At 46.0% G+C, this 15,456-nt stretch carries 15 protein-coding genes and 2 pseudogenes; all 17 read right to left on the reverse strand.

Features of this window, described 5'->3' with window-relative positions; genetic code table 11:
• Nucleotides 1-291 precede the first annotated feature (291 nt).
• Nucleotides 292-1,131 carry a hypothetical protein gene (locus NT010_04610; protein ID MCX5805338.1) on the reverse strand — a complete coding sequence of 280 codons (840 nt, stop codon included), beginning with the start codon at nucleotides 1,129-1,131 and terminating at the stop codon, nucleotides 292-294.
• A gap of 168 nt (nucleotides 1,132-1,299) precedes the next feature.
• The gene (locus tag NT010_04615) at nucleotides 1,300-1,752 is read right to left on the reverse strand and encodes a hypothetical protein (GenBank protein ID MCX5805339.1); all 453 of its coding nucleotides are present in this window, start codon (nucleotides 1,750-1,752) and stop codon (nucleotides 1,300-1,302) included.
• Nucleotides 1,753-1,780: 28 nt separating this feature from the next.
• The gene (locus tag NT010_04620; GenBank protein ID MCX5805340.1) at nucleotides 1,781-2,182 is read right to left on the reverse strand and encodes a ParB/RepB/Spo0J family partition protein; all 402 of its coding nucleotides are present in this window, start codon (nucleotides 2,180-2,182) and stop codon (nucleotides 1,781-1,783) included.
• Nucleotides 2,183-2,270: 88 nt separating this feature from the next.
• Nucleotides 2,271-3,626, reverse strand: a complete 1,356-nt coding sequence (locus tag NT010_04625) for a putative DNA binding domain-containing protein (GenBank protein MCX5805341.1) — start codon at nucleotides 3,624-3,626, stop codon at nucleotides 2,271-2,273.
• A 286-nt stretch (nucleotides 3,627-3,912) separates the two neighbouring features.
• Nucleotides 3,913-4,332, reverse strand: a pseudogene (locus NT010_04630) (DUF1016 N-terminal domain-containing protein).
• On the reverse strand, nucleotides 4,329-5,171 hold the full coding sequence (locus NT010_04635) for a Bro-N domain-containing protein (protein MCX5805342.1): 843 nt from the start codon (nucleotides 5,169-5,171) through the stop codon (nucleotides 4,329-4,331). Before NT010_04635 ends, NT010_04630 begins: the two are co-directional and overlap by 4 nt.
• A gap of 26 nt (nucleotides 5,172-5,197) precedes the next feature.
• Nucleotides 5,198-5,350, reverse strand: a complete 153-nt coding sequence (locus tag NT010_04640; GenBank protein ID MCX5805343.1) for a hypothetical protein — start codon at nucleotides 5,348-5,350, stop codon at nucleotides 5,198-5,200.
• The gene (locus tag NT010_04645; GenBank protein MCX5805344.1) at nucleotides 5,347-7,860 is read right to left on the reverse strand and encodes an N-6 DNA methylase; all 2,514 of its coding nucleotides are present in this window, start codon (nucleotides 7,858-7,860) and stop codon (nucleotides 5,347-5,349) included. Before NT010_04645 ends, NT010_04640 begins: the two co-directional genes overlap by 4 nt.
• 80 nt (nucleotides 7,861-7,940) lie before the next feature.
• Nucleotides 7,941-8,735: pseudogene (locus tag NT010_04650) on the reverse strand (four helix bundle suffix domain-containing protein).
• 13 nt (nucleotides 8,736-8,748) lie between these two features.
• Entirely contained in the window at nucleotides 8,749-11,286 is a 2,538-nt protein-coding gene (locus NT010_04655; GenBank protein ID MCX5805345.1) for a DEAD/DEAH box helicase family protein, read from the reverse strand.
• Between the two features lie 146 nt (nucleotides 11,287-11,432).
• Nucleotides 11,433-11,621, reverse strand: a complete 189-nt coding sequence (locus NT010_04660; GenBank protein ID MCX5805346.1) for a hypothetical protein — start codon at nucleotides 11,619-11,621, stop codon at nucleotides 11,433-11,435.
• A gap of 203 nt (nucleotides 11,622-11,824) precedes the next feature.
• Entirely contained in the window at nucleotides 11,825-12,139 is a 315-nt protein-coding gene (locus tag NT010_04665; protein MCX5805347.1) for a hypothetical protein, read from the reverse strand.
• Nucleotides 12,139-12,390: a DUF6364 family protein gene (locus tag NT010_04670; protein ID MCX5805348.1), complete on the reverse strand. Its 252-nt coding sequence runs from the start codon at nucleotides 12,388-12,390 to the stop codon at nucleotides 12,139-12,141. The genes NT010_04665 and NT010_04670 overlap by 1 nt, the downstream gene beginning before the upstream one ends.
• Nucleotides 12,391-12,516: 126 nt before the next feature.
• Nucleotides 12,517-13,233, reverse strand: coding sequence for a tRNA 2-thiocytidine(32) synthetase TtcA (locus NT010_04675; GenBank protein ID MCX5805349.1), 717 nt, complete (start codon nucleotides 13,231-13,233; stop codon nucleotides 12,517-12,519).
• Entirely contained in the window at nucleotides 13,230-13,775 is a 546-nt protein-coding gene (locus tag NT010_04680; protein ID MCX5805350.1) for a flavodoxin family protein, read from the reverse strand. Before NT010_04680 ends, NT010_04675 begins: the two co-directional genes overlap by 4 nt.
• A 387-nt stretch (nucleotides 13,776-14,162) precedes the next feature.
• Nucleotides 14,163-15,254: a radical SAM protein gene (locus NT010_04685; GenBank protein MCX5805351.1), complete on the reverse strand. Its 1,092-nt coding sequence runs from the start codon at nucleotides 15,252-15,254 to the stop codon at nucleotides 14,163-14,165.
• A gap of 55 nt (nucleotides 15,255-15,309) precedes the next feature.
• Nucleotides 15,310-15,441 carry a hypothetical protein gene (locus tag NT010_04690; GenBank protein MCX5805352.1) on the reverse strand — a complete coding sequence of 44 codons (132 nt, stop codon included), beginning with the start codon at nucleotides 15,439-15,441 and terminating at the stop codon, nucleotides 15,310-15,312.
• Nucleotides 15,442-15,456: the final 15 nt, after the last annotated feature.

A 15,456-nucleotide genomic window follows, 5' to 3' on the forward strand; every position in this document is an offset into this window, starting at 1 on the left:
CCTCAGCCGGTCATATGGACAAAACAGTGTTGCCAAAGAGCACGCAGGGGAAATTATTATAACCCGGACCGGCTAATCCACATGTGAGAAAAAGAAACAAAGTCAAACAAACATGTATAGGGAGATTTATTTTCTGGGGAAAGCGCTATCATCGTTGGCCGCGTCATCTGCTCCTCCGACGTACTATTACCGTACGCCTACGTCGCCTCTTCCTTGCCGCCTCGATATCATCTTTGATTTGAAGATGGAATGAAATGTAGATTGAAAAACAGATGGGTTTCATTTACGCAATTACGGTTTCCGATTTCCGATTTCCGATTTTTCCGGCCCTTTCCTCCCATACAAGAGTGATTCGAAAAACCAGCCGGCCTGCGAAAAAATCCTTTTTAAACCAATCTTTTTCTCCATTTCCCCGGCAATATCAAAACCGGAAAGTTTCCCGTATGTCCTTAGAAATAATAGCTTTTCTTTTATATCAACCTTCAGCTTTCCCTGTCTTTCCATCTTTTCCGCGTATCTGTTTAGCCTCCAGAACATCCGTTCCATATCCGTCTTGTTGATGGATTTTCTCTGTGCCCTGTCAAAATCGAGAAATTTCAGTGTACCTTCGGTAGCTACAAGTACATTATTCAGGTGCAGATCGGGATGATAGACACCAAGCGTCTCCATACGCCACATAAGCTGCGCAAGAAATTTTATTATTCTGAGCCTTTGTTTCCGTGTTGAAGTATTCAAAACCTCTGTGAGGTCGGCTGCATTTTCCTCAAATATGGTAAGGATATGCAGCGATTTTGAAATAAAGCCCTCTCTGACGATAAGGCCGTATGGCTGCACCACCGGAAATCCTTCTCCATTCAGGTAAAGCAGAATATTTAATTCTTCAATTGCCCTCTTTGCGCTGAAAAAGATATCTCCTGTTATAGCCCGGAACAACCCGCCGTGAATATACTTCCGGCAGGCTATATGCCCGCCATTTATGTCGAGCAATGTAATGCCCCCTCTGCCTTTATTTTCTAAAGGTAGAGCATTGCGGAACCGTTCAATAAGAGTGGAAGTATCAACGATTGATAACGCCGCGCCTTCAAGAGTGTAGATTGTGTACTGGTTATATGTCGTCTTTTTTAAATTCATAGGTTTTTCCGCTTCACTGTCTTTCCCGCTTCCCGCCTGCCAAGTCCTCTTATCTTTTCTACTATTTACTATCTACTATGTCCCGCATTAAGCGGGATTAAACCGTACACTATTCACTATCCACTATTACTGCCTTTTTGACTATTCACTAATGACTATTCACTGTCTTTATACTTGTGGCGGTCTTTTTTTACCGTATGGGGTTATAAACGTCTGTTGCTGCACAAAATTACAGAAAACCTGAAGTTCATAGAGATATTTTTCAACGTCTTCCCGTATATAGGTTCCAATGCCCTTTTCAAAATCTGTCTTTATGGATATCAGACCTTTAACTTGTTTCTTAACGGATTTGGGCTTCGTATTATTCGGGTCAGGTTTGACTTTTTTGTATGCAATGAGTCTGCCCTCTAAAGTTGTATAGGTCACCGGTGTTTTTAAAATGTCGGTAAATATCGTCATAAGATCGGGGCAATCAAGATTGGTGGCGAAGAGATACCCCTGGGAAACAGGCAGGTTTCCTGCCGTAATTGCAGCCTGAATTTCAGGAGAAAGTTTTAAAAGTGAAATAGTGCGATGCAGCGTCCGTATTGACTTTCCAGAGATATTGACCGTTTCTGACAATGTGTCAGAAACTCCATCCTGGAGGTAGTCAGGAATATCCTTTATCAGGATGTCTTGCTTGAATAAATGATAAAATCCCTTTGGCCTGATCTATCGGGTTGAGGTCTTCCCGCTGAAGGTTCTCCGTCAACTGATAAGCCAGTATCTCATCCTTCTGGGTGATCGTATTAACGATCCGAGCCGGAATGAATTCTAAACCCAGCTTCTGAGCTGCAAGGTAACGGCGTTCTCCGCAGAGCAGCAGATACTTGCCGTCTTTAGGAGTTACAAGGACAGGCTCTAAAACACCCCGGTCCTTAATCGATTCCATGAGTGCCTTGAAAGACTCACTCTCCGTATCGATCCCTGAACGGACCTGTTCTTCCACTATAATGTCTTCGAGTGGCAGGTACATAAATTCCGGACTCTCAACTGTTTTCTTAGTCGACATTCGTCATCCTCCTTGTTTACTGAAAATTCCAACAATCAACACCCGCAAGCGGGTGCCAGAAATTCCAAATAACAACCTCCGTTAATTGTCATAAATGAGCCCTTCGCAAGTAATATCCGCCGGTTTTTTTGCTGCCTCTGAACTCTATCTTTCCCTCATCTCTCAACTTCCGTATCCATCTTTCAGCCGTTCTCAACGATATGCTCAAATTCTTTGCTATGTCTATAGACCGTTTACCGGGGTTGTTTTTTATGTAGGAAAACAAGGAATTTATTCCGCCATTTATTCCGCCATTTATTCCGCCATCATCCGGAACATTTTCGGTCTCCGCAATCGCTAAATCTCTATGAAAGACAACGAGGAACCCACTTTTGAGGGTTTCAAATTCGACCTTTACGTCATTCGACCGGCATTCCTCATAAATCCTCTTCAATCCGGAACCCCATTTTTCAATTTCTTTCGATTTGTATAAGGTTTCAGCAATAAGGGGGTTTCTGAGGATTGACCTTTCTTTCCCTGTTATGAAATCTTCAGGGGTATACCCTTCCGGAAATGCACCAGGGTTGTAAATCTCCACTCTGTCTTTAAATACGGCAATTTCATTGCCTTTTGGAATGGTATAGTCACGATGACAGAAGGAGTTGACGAGAGTCTCTCTAATGGCCTTTATGGGTATCTCCGGAATCTCCTCTCTCTTTATCTTCCCGAACTTTACCCTCCAGTTGATATGTTCAGATATATACTGTTCTGACTTTTCCAGTAGATCGAAAATGGTACCCTGAAATTTCTTGATGTCGAGAAAGGTCAGTTTATCGGTTCCGGCAAAAACAGCGGCCTGCACCTCCAAGGAATTTGAATCACAGAACAGAACTTCGCAGGCATTCAGCAGGGCATTTCCTTTAATAAGGTTGAGCTTGTTGAGGGTTGTCTTTATGCCTTCAAAGCCAAAATCAAGCCGGCCCACAGATTGAGCCTTGGAGATGTATTGACTGAGAGTTTTGTCATTCACGTCTTTTAGAGAACGTAGGGATATTCTACCTTCCCATGAAAGCTGCTCCCTATTTTTCCTGAGAAACATATTTTCAAGTTCTTTTGCACTCACTTGTCTGTCTTCATCGCCCACACGTATGTAAACCCTTCCATATGCAAAATAGGGGATTTCGTCTCCACGGAATTCAACCTTAATACACTCTCTGGAATTTACCTCAACTTTCTCAACCATGGGATAAATCCTCGGCTCGATACATTCTGAGATTGTTTTTGAAACGTCCCGTATGGTTTTCCCGGTGACGGTCTGCCCGATAACGGTTCCGTCATTGCTGATTCCGAAATAGAGTTCGCCCCTCTGATGTTTATTCAGGATGGCAGCAATGGAGACAACCGCTTCTTTCAGTTCGGACGTTGACCTTTTCAGTTCCCGTTTTTCAGACTCTTTGAAACCCATCGTTCTGAGTTATCCCCTTTTATGTTTCTTCCCAGCCTTACCTTTTCCCTTGCTGCCTGCATCCGCCAAGTTATTTATATCCTTTATAGGCATCCATCACCCATTCGAGTGCAAAAAACAAGACCCCATATCCCCCTTTAAGTGTTATTCCAGATGCTTTATCCTCTCCATCATCTCTTCGGGAGATGGCAGATATTTTTTAAGTTCGCGGGGCAGCTTTTCCGTCATTTTGGGATATACCTATCGCTTTTTCGTATCCTTCAGCGCACATTCAATCATTGTCCGGTATATCTTTTGTCCAGCCGAACTTTTTTGTAATCTTTATGTAGAACTCGCGCCTGACGTCGTCTTTGCAACGCTCCATAATAATGACATTTTTTGCCCAACTGATTTCTCGCACCATTGGTGCGAGTTTTTCATTCGGACGATATGTGAGATAAAAGTTTCTCATTCTCCATAGATTTGCACTGGAAAACCCTTGCATCCCGGGGAACTCTTTTTGCAGATCTTTTGCCAGGGTCTCAACAATTTCCTTGCCCCAGCCAAGCTCATCCTGCTTTGCGACTATCGATTTGCCTATGTCCCAGTAAAGATTTATAAGCTCCTTATTTACAGCTTTAAGGGTATCGTACTGGGCTTTACGGATACGCCCTTCGATCTCTTTAAAAAATGTCTTGTATTCGGCTGTAGTTGAAAGAGATTTCATTCCTTTCCCTCAATGGATTCCTTTTTTTTCAATAAGAAGTTCTGGTTAGTTACTATACTTCTCCCTAATTCCTTTTCAGTTTCTTCTCGTGCTTTTCCGGCAACTCCTCCACCGCGTTTGGCCACTTTCCTGTTTTTTTCAAAGGTTTCCGGTTTTTCATTGCGTGATATTTCAGTAGTGACTTTTTCGCCAAGCATGGTGAAGATCAATTCCAAATCAGTCATGTGGTCGCGTAAATTCTGAGTTTTTCTGGTCAGTCCTTTCAAATTTTTGTATTCGGACGGGGTGATTCCGAAAGTTGCCTTTGATATCTCAGCAGTGAGAATCGAATAATTCCGTTCGCTTTCAATGCCTCGCTCTTTCCACTCGTCAGTAAGGTTCTGGCGAATGGCAATGCCGCGTAAACGTTTGTCGATCCAATCTTTCGGATAACCTTTAAGTTCATACAATTCCTTCATCCTCTCCTGTGCCAGCTCCGGGTTTTCAATCTCCTGTACTCTTTCATACCCCACTTGCGCCAGCCATTGCTTAAACGGTTCAGCTTTCGGTGATGGAATGGATTGGATTATACGGAACATACCTTTGGTATTGGCGCAATCGGTTTCCCTCATCTTGCCGTCAGGAGCCTCAAGCTTCAACCGGTGACAATTTGTCACCACTTCGCTGCCTTCAGCACGTAATCTCTGAGCGAGTTTATTCCAATATTTCCTTGCTGTCAGATCATTTGGAGCATCAGTTAAAGCCCCGCAGACATCCACCACAGAGAAATACCATTCCTCTTCGTACCAGATGCGACGAATCTTCTTGCTCTCAAAAACCACGATTTTGTTGCGTTCCATTTCTACTCCCTTCATTTATCTTTCCCTCAATAACCCGCTATTGAATTGCCTATGTCCCGGTAAAGATTTATAAGCTCCTTATTTACAGCTTTAAGGGTATCATACTGGGATTTACGGATATGCTCTTTGATCTCTTTAAAAAATGTCCTGTATTCGGCTGTTGTTGAAAGAGCTTTCATTTCTTTCCCTCCACAGTAGCAGTTTCCTTTTGGGACAATTCGTCCTCACCCCAGACGCGGGCGAGAGTGGTCTGGATCTTTTTCTCAAAGCGGGCGATCAGTTCGCGGTTGGCAGCAACCAGCGCCTGCTCGGCCTCAATCTCGGCAACAATGGCTTGCTGAGTGGCGAGGGGTGGGAGGGGGATGAGGTAATCTCGAAAGAACCCGTTGTAGAAACTCTGCACTGTCACCCCAGGCTTGATGCCGTCTTCAATGATCGAAGAAGACCTCGTTTTTAACACATAGAACAAGAACTTGGAAATAACCGCATCTGTTTTTGGCCTGAACGCGATAAGGTCTTGATTGATACACATATCTCCGCCGAGTAGGGCCACCGGGAATGAATGCTTGAGGATGCCTGACCTGACTACGCAGACAACAGACCCGGCGGGAATCAACTTTGTTGCACTCGCTTCAACGGCTGCTTCTGAAATGTGATCCTCGGTGTCCTCAATAAGGTCCGCCTTCATGTCCTTGGGGGACACCCACGGTATTTGGCCCATCCAGAACCTATGCTCAACCTTGGACGGAGTGCCTCCGCTCATAGTTGCGAAATGCTGCCCCAACTCCACCATCGGCCAGTCGGGGTGGATGGGAATGTGGGGGCGGTAGTTGTCGAGGACGGCACGCGCGCCGTTGATGACTTTCTGGTAGCCCTCGATTTCTGCCACGATTTCTTTCTGCACTTCAAGGGGAGGGAGGGGGATTTGATGTGTGTTGTAGACGTCGCTTCGATTAAGGCCGGGTATTCCAGCACCGCCTCGCAAATCAGGGAGGTTCAGGCTCTTCAGTATCCAAAACAGGAAGACGATGTTCGACTTGCTGGGATTTGTTTGTTTGACATAGTAGGTGGTGTCGATCGGGAAACAGTGCTGTTCAATAAGAGTGACTTCGCCCGCCGAGCCTTTGCGTCCCACAATGATCGCTGGACCTTCGACGAGATACTCGTTGTGGTAGCCAGTAATGCCGTTTGATCCGACAACTGGGTAGGGTCCGTCAATGCGTTTCTCCTTCGGAAGAGATGCACCGTATTCCAAAGTGCAGACGTCCTCAAACTGACGCAGTGGAAACACCGAGAGCCGGACTCCGTTCTCCCGATACCTCTCCCCACTCAGATTATATTCCCCATTTGCTGCGATTTTGGCTTTTTCCACAATTAGAGCGTTGGGGGTGGACGGAGTGGACGTGGTGGACGACGTGGACAAGGTGGACTGGAAATAAGATTTCAGGAAGGCGGCGGCGGGGGGCAGGTCGTTTTTGTCGATCTCGCGGCGCTGGGCGCCGAGGCCGAAGCCGTCGTTTTCGATTTTGAAGAAGGCGATGGTGTTGGTTTTCCTGGCCAGCGACTTGTCGAGGATGAGGATCGAGGTCTTGACGCCGGAATAGGGGTTGAACACGCCAGCCGGAAGCGAGACCACAGCGACGAGGTGCTCCTCTACCAGCATCTTGCGCAGTTGCTTATAGGCGGTCTGGCTCTGGAAGATTATACCCTCGGGCACAATGATGCCGGCACGGCCGTTAGGTGTGAGGTGCTCGGCCATGTAGTCTACGAAGAGCACTTCAGAACGCTTGGACTGCACCGAGAAGCGGTTGTGGGGCTTAATGCCTCCTTTCGGCGACATGAAGGGCGGATTGGCGAGGATCACATCGGCGTATTCGTTCCAGCGGTCCTGGCTGGTGAGGGTATCGTACTCAAAGATGTGCGGATCGGCAAAGCCGTGTAAATACATGTTTACCAGAGACAGGCGCACCATGTCGGGCGAGATGTCGTAGCCCTTGAAGTTCTGCGCGAGGCGCCCTTTTTCGTCAGGAGTCAGGGTGCAAGTGGACAGTGTGGACGGACTGGACGAGGTGGACGGTGAAGTCTGAACCGAATTCGCGCGCAGGATATGCTTGTATGACGAGATGAGGAACCCGGCGGTGCCGCAGGCCGGGTCAAGCATGGTCTCGTTTTTTTTCGGATCGATGATTTCTACCATGAAATCGATGATATGGCGCGGGGTGCGGAACTGTCCGGCGTCCCCCTGGGAGCCGAGCACGGAGAGCAGATACTCGAAAGCATCGCCGAGTTTTTCGCTGTGGTCGTAGTTGAACTCGTCAATTACCTTGAGGAACATCTTGAGTGTTTCGGGGTCGCGGTAAGGCAGATAGGCGTTCTTGAAAATGTTGCGGAAAAGCAGCGGGATGCCGGGGTTCTCCGGCATTCTGGCAATGGCTTCGGCGTAGAGATTCAGTGTCTCGTGGCCGCCCAGACCGGAGCGCATAAGTTTAGCCCAGCCGTAGTGAGCAAACTCATTGGCAAAGAACTTGCGCTTCCCGCCGAACTCCTCGCTCTCAGCGTCCATGTCGTCCATGAACTTGTAGATGAGGGCGATGGTGATCTGTTCCACCTGGCTCTTGGGGTCGGGCACTTTGCCGACGAGGATATCGCGGGCGGTATCTATACGGCGTTTGGTGTCAGTGTCGAGCATGGGTCTCCTTAATCGTCAGTGGACTTAGTGGACGTTGTAGAACCGGTGGACTTAGTGGACTGGGTGGACGAAAAGCGTGATGATCGCTTTTCGGAGCGCACGCGGTAGAGGCGCTCAGTAAAGCCGCCTTCTGTCTCGAAGGCTTTTGCCTGGGCTGCCAGTTGTCGGTCAAGCAGACTGCAGGCCACCACCAGCAACACCAGGGCAGCGTTGGCAGTAATTTCGGGAAAGGTAGGAACGGAGATTGCAGGACTGGTAGACGGCGTGGACTTTGTGGACGATGTAGACAAAGGAGCTACAGTGGACAGAGTGGACGCAACAGACCTGGTGGACGGAGTGGACGCAACAGACCTGGTGGACGGAGTGGACACTGTAGACCTGGTGGACGATGTAGACAAAGGAGCTACAGTAGACGGCGTGGACGCATTCTGTCCACTAAGTCCACTACTCTGTCCACCTCGTCCACCATCCTGTTTTCGTTGTTCTTCCCGCACCCATTGTACCACCTCACCAGCGGTTGCGCATCGGCGGTCGATCAGTCCCTGTCTGCGGGGATCGTTACGATCCCATATCGGTAATCCACGCTGGCGCAAGAAATCTTCATAGTCGAGCCGCAACTCTTCGAGGCTGGCTCTTGCCACGTTTGTGAGTTTGAGCTCGGTCTTTTTCGAGGTTCCCGAGGCTTGACTTCCTTCTGCAATGTTCTGCACACCAGACCTTGCCGCCTGTACCATTTGATCGTGAGTGCGGCTGCGTTTTTCAATGTAGCTATCGCAAAAACGGACCGTTATATCATAAATCAGTTGTGCCACCTGAAAGCTCTTTAGCTTTCGGTAGCCGCCATGCTTTGGTATCAAAGGTTCATTAGTAGTCATATCATTTTACCCTCTATGTGGTGAACTGGTTCAAAGACACGTAATCCTTGACATATTCCGGGATGAGACTGCGATATTTCGGAGGCACAGCCTTAAAGTCACGGCTGGAAAAAACCGGATTAGTGGCAAGATCGGTGAAAAGCTTGCCCTCAATGATGTGGCGGATCGAATCACTGGTGACATAGGCCTTAAAATAATTCTTGATTGCCGGGATGGCCTCGGCCTCTTCAGGTTTGTAGTCAGCGACAAATTTGGCAAATTCTTCTTCCAGCAGTTCATTCCTGGACTTAAAACGCGGGATCAGGCCAAAGATTTTTTCCAGGATCTCGCGCAGGGTAAGGCGGCGATCCACGGCAGCAGCTTTGCGCAACTTGTCGAGGTTGTAGTATTCCTCGGGTTTGTCAAAGACCTCGCGGTTGACGTAGTCAATGATGCGATCCCATTGCCCGGCTTCGACAGCGCTGGCGATAGTCGCGTTCTCGCGTATGGTGTCCTCGAATTTCTCGAAGAACATGCGGTCGATCTTCATCCCTTCAAAGCCAATAGTTTCTTCCCTGATAGAGGCAAGGATGTCCGCGCCTGGGTGGTCGTAGACGCCGCCTGTGACTATTGGTGCGCCATCTCCCCCTTCACGGCGGCCGCTTTGGGGTTTCGGCAATTTGAGCACTTCATCGTATTTGAATTCCTCCTCGAAATACTCGCAGTTGGCAAAGAAGTCGAAGAGCTTGAAGGCGGACTTCTGCGGCTGTTTTACGTTATCTTTGAGACTGTCATCGAAAAGCTGTTCAAGGAAGTTGTGATTGCGGGTGCCGCGCCCCTTGATCTGGATGAAATCAGTCGGCGAGAAGATGGGGCGGAAAAGGCAGAGATTGAGAATGTCAGTGCAGTCGTAACCGGTGGTCATCATACCTACGGTCACACAGACCCGCGCCTTGCTGGTCTTGTAAGCAGGCAGAAAGTTTGCCGAGCCGAGCAGATTATTATTGGCGAAGTTGATGGTAAACTGCTGGGCGTCGGGGATCTGGGATGTGACCTGTACTGTAAAGTCGGATTGGTATTTGCCGGGGAACATCCTGTCGGCCATCTGATTTAAAATTTGCGCCAACTTGGCGGCGTGGTTCTGGCTGACGGCAAAGATAATGGACTTGCCGATCTCCCCGCTGACAGGATCGCGCAGGGCATTTTCAAGGAAGGTCTTGCAGAAAAGCTGGTTAGTGGCATCGGCGAAAAAACGCTTCTCGAACTCCTGTTGCTTAAATGCCTCCTGCTGGTCCTCGCCTGTTTCATCAACAAAAGAGACGACGAAACCCACATCAGAAAGTAGTTCTGTGGTGATTTCAGTACGGGCATCCACTACCGTGGGATTAATAAGGTAACCTTCCTTCACGCCGTCCAGCAGTGAATAGCGATAGGTTGGCTGGCTGTTTTCACAACCGAAGGTACGGTAGGTGTCGAGCAACAGCCGACGCTCTAACTCGCGGGGATCGCGGGTGGATGGATTAGTATTGTCGAACTTCCTGAGGTAGTCCCTGGGCGTGGCAGTGAGACCCAGCTTGTAGCCGATGAAATAATCAAAAACAGCGCGGGCATTGCCGCCGATAGAACGGTGCGCTTCGTCGGAGATGACGAGGTCAAAATCGGTCGGAGAGAAGAGCTGCTGATATTTGTTGTTGAAAAGCAGGGATTGCACAGTGGTGACCACGATCTCCGCACGCCGCCAGTCGTCCCGGTTTTCCTTGTAGATGATTGTTTGAAAATCGGCGGACAGCAGAGACGTGAATGCTTTTTTGGCCTGATCTTCAAGTTCGAGGCGATCCACAAGGAAGAGGACACGCCGGGCATTGCCGGTGCGAAGAAAAAGTTTGATAACAGCGGCGGCAGTGAGGGTTTTGCCGGTTCCTGTGGCCATTTCAAAAAGAAAACGGTCTTTACCTTCCTTTATGGCAGCTTGAAGCATGTGGACGGCTTTCAATTGATAGGGGCGCAAGAAACGCAGTTTGTTGGACTGGATATAACCGGGGCGTTCCGCATCATTGCGCCACGCAGCTTCAGACTGATAATTCGGGCGCTGGGTAAGAACGATGTAATCATCGCCGACCTGCTCTTCGATAAGGCGCTGAGGATTGGGTGTAACTTTTTGATAGTTTGTCACCGAATCCGGGGTTGGAAAGGAAGTTATGACATAGGGGTTGCCACGTTCCAAATCCCAGAAATAGTGCAGGTTGCCGTTGGACAGGATGACAAAGCGGCAGTTTTGGGAACGGGCGTATTTGCGTGCCTGTTCTTTGCCGGCAAGCGGGTTCTTGTCCTCTGACTTTGCTTCAAGGACGATGAAAGGGAATCCCTTTGCATCAAGAAGCAGGAAGTCAATGAAACCTTTGCCTGTTTTCTCGAAGTTCTGGCCCATGTCGTTGAGATCAATAGATTTGATCGTGACACTTGGTTCAAGACAGATATTGGCAGGGCTTTTTGCTGAAGCGAAGAAGCGCCACCCTGCTGCTTCGAGCAGCTTGTTAATCTTGATGCGGGCAGTGGCTTCTTTATCGGGCACTCACGCTCCTTTTCTCTCCCCTTGGGATGGACGGTAAGTTTATTTATACTCTGTGGTTTGTGAAATCCTATCCCTATGAAGGCTTTTTGTCAATGAAATTTCAGGGTTATGTTGGCTTTAAGACAAAACAAGAGATCCATTCAAGCTTATACAAATTTCTTTAAGACCTCTTTATGGGAAGTTCGTTTAGAATGGTTTTTTAGCCTTTCTTCTAATTTTAATTTGAAATCCTTTTTTAATTGAAGACCTGAATCCGGGTCACCAATGATTTCAAGAACTTTTTGCTCGATAAACTGCTCAAGGTTTGGAGATATTATGCTTTGAGTTTTAGACATTGTTTGCCTCTGTCGTTATCTGTTATATTCCATTAATAGTTAATATCGCAAATGTTTTTAACTAAGCTGGTAAGTCCTCATCCCTTCACTCTGGCTGTCGTTCAACACCACTATTCTTTTTTTCATTTTCCTGTAATGAAAATTCTAACTCTCAAAGATGGAAAATACAAATATTTTCTTATGTTACAACGCTGTACCAATCGTTAACCTTGAATATATGCTTTATCGTGTGGCCCCATGTCTACAAATTTGATGGTTTCATCATTATTTTCATGGCAATTGAAGCAGAGGACTGTTTTTTCATCACCTTTTTTTCTACATAACCTGCAATACAAATAGATGATAAGAAAGTTTTTTTTGACAGGACAGCTGTAGTATCCCCTGAAGTTACCTTTTAAGGGTTCTCCCAGGGCAATAGGATTTTCTATTATCATATCTACCTTTTTCCGGATTATCTTTTTAATGGAGCTATGTTTTTTGAGAGACTGGACAAAGGCATTGCTAAACAAGACTTCCATCAGAAAACCTCATCATATTTTAACCATTTTGCATCACCGGATTTAATGCTTGCGATAGTTTGCATGAGGGTTTCCTTAAATTCATTATCAGCCAGAATTATTTCTGTAGGGTCTTTTTCTTTAACCCGTTTAAGATTAAGAATAAATTGCGTAAAAACCTCGGATACCGTAGTTCGCTGTTGTTCTGCATAGATTTTTATATATTCAATAAGGTCTCCATCAATTGTGATATTGAGTTTGCATTTAGGCATTGTTATCACCTCCACATATTTATACGCATATTATACGTGTGATATGCATTCATGTAAAGTAAAAACAAACCTCGTCACCACCTTTTTCATGCTATGACAGGAAGCACGAGAAGCATGGTATTACAATCAATCCAGCAGATATTCCTTCCTTACCTTCTGCAGGCTCCGGAAGATATTCTTCTTTACATTCGGGTTATGTTTTTTAAGTTCTGCAACGATGCCTTTTACAAGACTCCTTTTGGATGTTTTACCATTGGGGCATTCAGAGGAGATGACAGGCAGTTCGAGCACCTTTGCAAGCCTGACTATCTCTTTTTCCTCTACATATGCCAGGGGCCTTATGATTGCGAGCTCGCCGTCAAACATCTCCTGATAGGGACGCATGGTGCCTATTTCACCCTGAAAAAAGAGATTCAGAAGCATTGTTTCAATAATGTCATCCATGTGGTGGGCAAAGGCAATCTTGTTATACCCGCCTTTGTAGGCAAGGTCGAACAATGCCTTTCTTCTGTTCCAGCTGCACCAGAAACAGCCGAAGGTTTCTTCTCCGTTCCATCCGTCAGGGTGCGGCGCAACGATATAAGGAATTTCTTCTTTTTTAAAATGTTCTATTAATATGTCCTTATTGATCCAGTCAAAACCCATATCCACAAAACATGCGGTGATCTCATAGTTTATAGGGACAAATTTTATCCGTTCCTTCATGATCCTGAGAAGGGAAAGGCTGTCTTTGCCGCCTGACACGCCGATCAGTACCTTATCCCCTTCTTTGAGCATCTGATAATCCCAGATAGCTTTGCCCACCTTTTTTGTTGTAAAATACAGGGGGCCTTTTATATTCATGCTATTGATTCTGCGAGTTTTTTTGTTTTCTTTTTATACTCGTTCCTGACTGTGCATTTCTCTTCGCATCCAATTGCTTCAATGCTGCCCGCATATTCAAGGCCAAGGAGGCTGAAGGTCTTCTTGAATATATCTATGGAAGGCCTGCATGTTTCAATATCTTCATCAGCACAGGTCATGATGGTGACGGCCTTTTTACCTTTGATCCGTGACCCATAGTTTTCATCAAGAAAAGCTAAAGACCTGTCAATTACAAGTTTCAATTGACTGGATGGGGAAAACCAGTAGATGGGCGTTGCATAGACAATAATGTCAGATTCCATCATATATTTACGTATGTCTTTCATATCATCATTTATCCTGCATATTCCCTCAGGCAAACAGGCAAGACATCCCTGACAGGGCCTGATGTTCAGGTCGTTAAGGTATATAGTTCTAACGTTATGTCCTTTTTCTCTTAATGTTTTCGACAATATGTTTACAAGCTGGACTGTATTGCCCTCTTTTCGCGGGCTTCCAAATAAAATAACGGTATTTATCATAGTCTTCTCCCTGCGTTTCAAATTTTCTTATTATAAGGGGTTTTTGCCTGAGTGGTCAAGGGGCGAATATTGTGGAGTTTTGCGAAGGTCTCAAAAAATTATCCCGGATGTGTCACTGGTAACGGTGTCGGGTTGTTCTAAGTAAACCGTCGAGAGGCAGGTATCTCATTTAGCTCACTAGGTGAGCGAGAGGGGGAGGCTCCACGGACTTGGTTCGTGGAGGGGGCGACACAAGCCCCGGTAATGGAAGCTTGGCCTTCTGCATAAGCAGAAGTTCCGAAGCCGAACGCGAGCGAATGAAGCCGCAGGAGCGTAATAAGCGTGTTTGCTGGGAATAACCCGACACCGTTACTTATCTTAATGGAAAATATGGGATTATCTGTTTTGTTAAATATAATTATCAAGTAGCAGCGAGAGGGTTTTTTCAGTGCTGCCCGGTTCTTTTGATTCCATTTCACGGATTTGCTTTTTTATTTTGAAGTATGTAAGCTCATCATTTAAATCGTTTAATCCTCTGTAAATGCCGGCTCTTCTACCGAACCTGAATACAAGCTTCTGTTCCTCGGTAAGAGAAAGAAATTCATCAATAATCGACAGCAACTTTTTTTTATCTTCCGGAAGCTTGCCATCGACCTCTTCGAGCAGGTTAAGAATGTGGTCACTTTTTATATGGCTTGTAATTCCATCCAGGTTCTCTATTAACAGCCTTTCCTCCAGAACGATTTCCTCTTCTGTCGAAAGTGTAAAATCACCTGTTTCAAGTTTTTCGTAAAGAAGCATATCTTTTAAAACTTTTAATGTTCTGAACCTTATGAAATCCGGGTCTATGCGGTTAAGGACTTCAGCAGTTTCAATTGCATGTTCTTTCCACCATTTTTTGCCGCCCATGCCGAGAACAATATATTCAGAAAGTTCTATGCCTGATTCTTTGACCTTTTTTCCACATTCAACATGATCTTCTTTGGTTGCCCCTTTTTTCATATACTTAAGGAGGGCGTTGTTGCCCGATTCAAGACCTATGTGAAGCCTTGTAAGCCCGGCATTTTTCATCTTTACTAAGTCATCAACGGATAATCTTTTTGCAATAGTTCTTGAACGGGCATAGGATGTTACTCTGTCTACAGTTGGAAATTTATCTTTTAAATATTCCAGTGCACTGACAAAAACATCCGTTTTCATGGCAGGAGAATTTGCATCCTGTACAAATACGTTTTTCCCGCCAAAATAAAGCCAGATAGCTACGCTCCTGTAACATTCATTATAGGTGTTGCCGGAGAATATGTATTCGGCCAGAGATTCGGTTATCTTACCATCGAACCCCTTTTCCAGCGATAAATTTACAATATCGTCTTGTATGGCTTTTACAGTATCAATGTCTTTTTTTATCTCTTCCAGATCCCTTGCTTCGAACTTCCTCTTTTTGTATACGTGGCAAAAGGCACATTGGTTCCAAGGGCAGTTCCGGGTAAACCTCAACAAAAGGCTGTATGCCTCATTTGGAGGTCTAATCGGACCTATTTCATAACGGAAAGCATTACTCATTTTTTTCTATGTGGATAGGAAAAACCGGTGTGGACATCTTAGACATAACTCTTTTTCTCTTCTTTCCTGAAGCTGTTCTTTTCCTCTTTCTTCTCAATTCCACCTTCTTTGTATCAGATCCCATATGTTACCTCCTTTT

The sequence above is a fragment of the Pseudomonadota bacterium genome (assembly GCA_026388275.1).
GTDB lineage: Bacteria > Desulfobacterota > Syntrophorhabdia > Syntrophorhabdales > Syntrophorhabdaceae > JAPLKB01.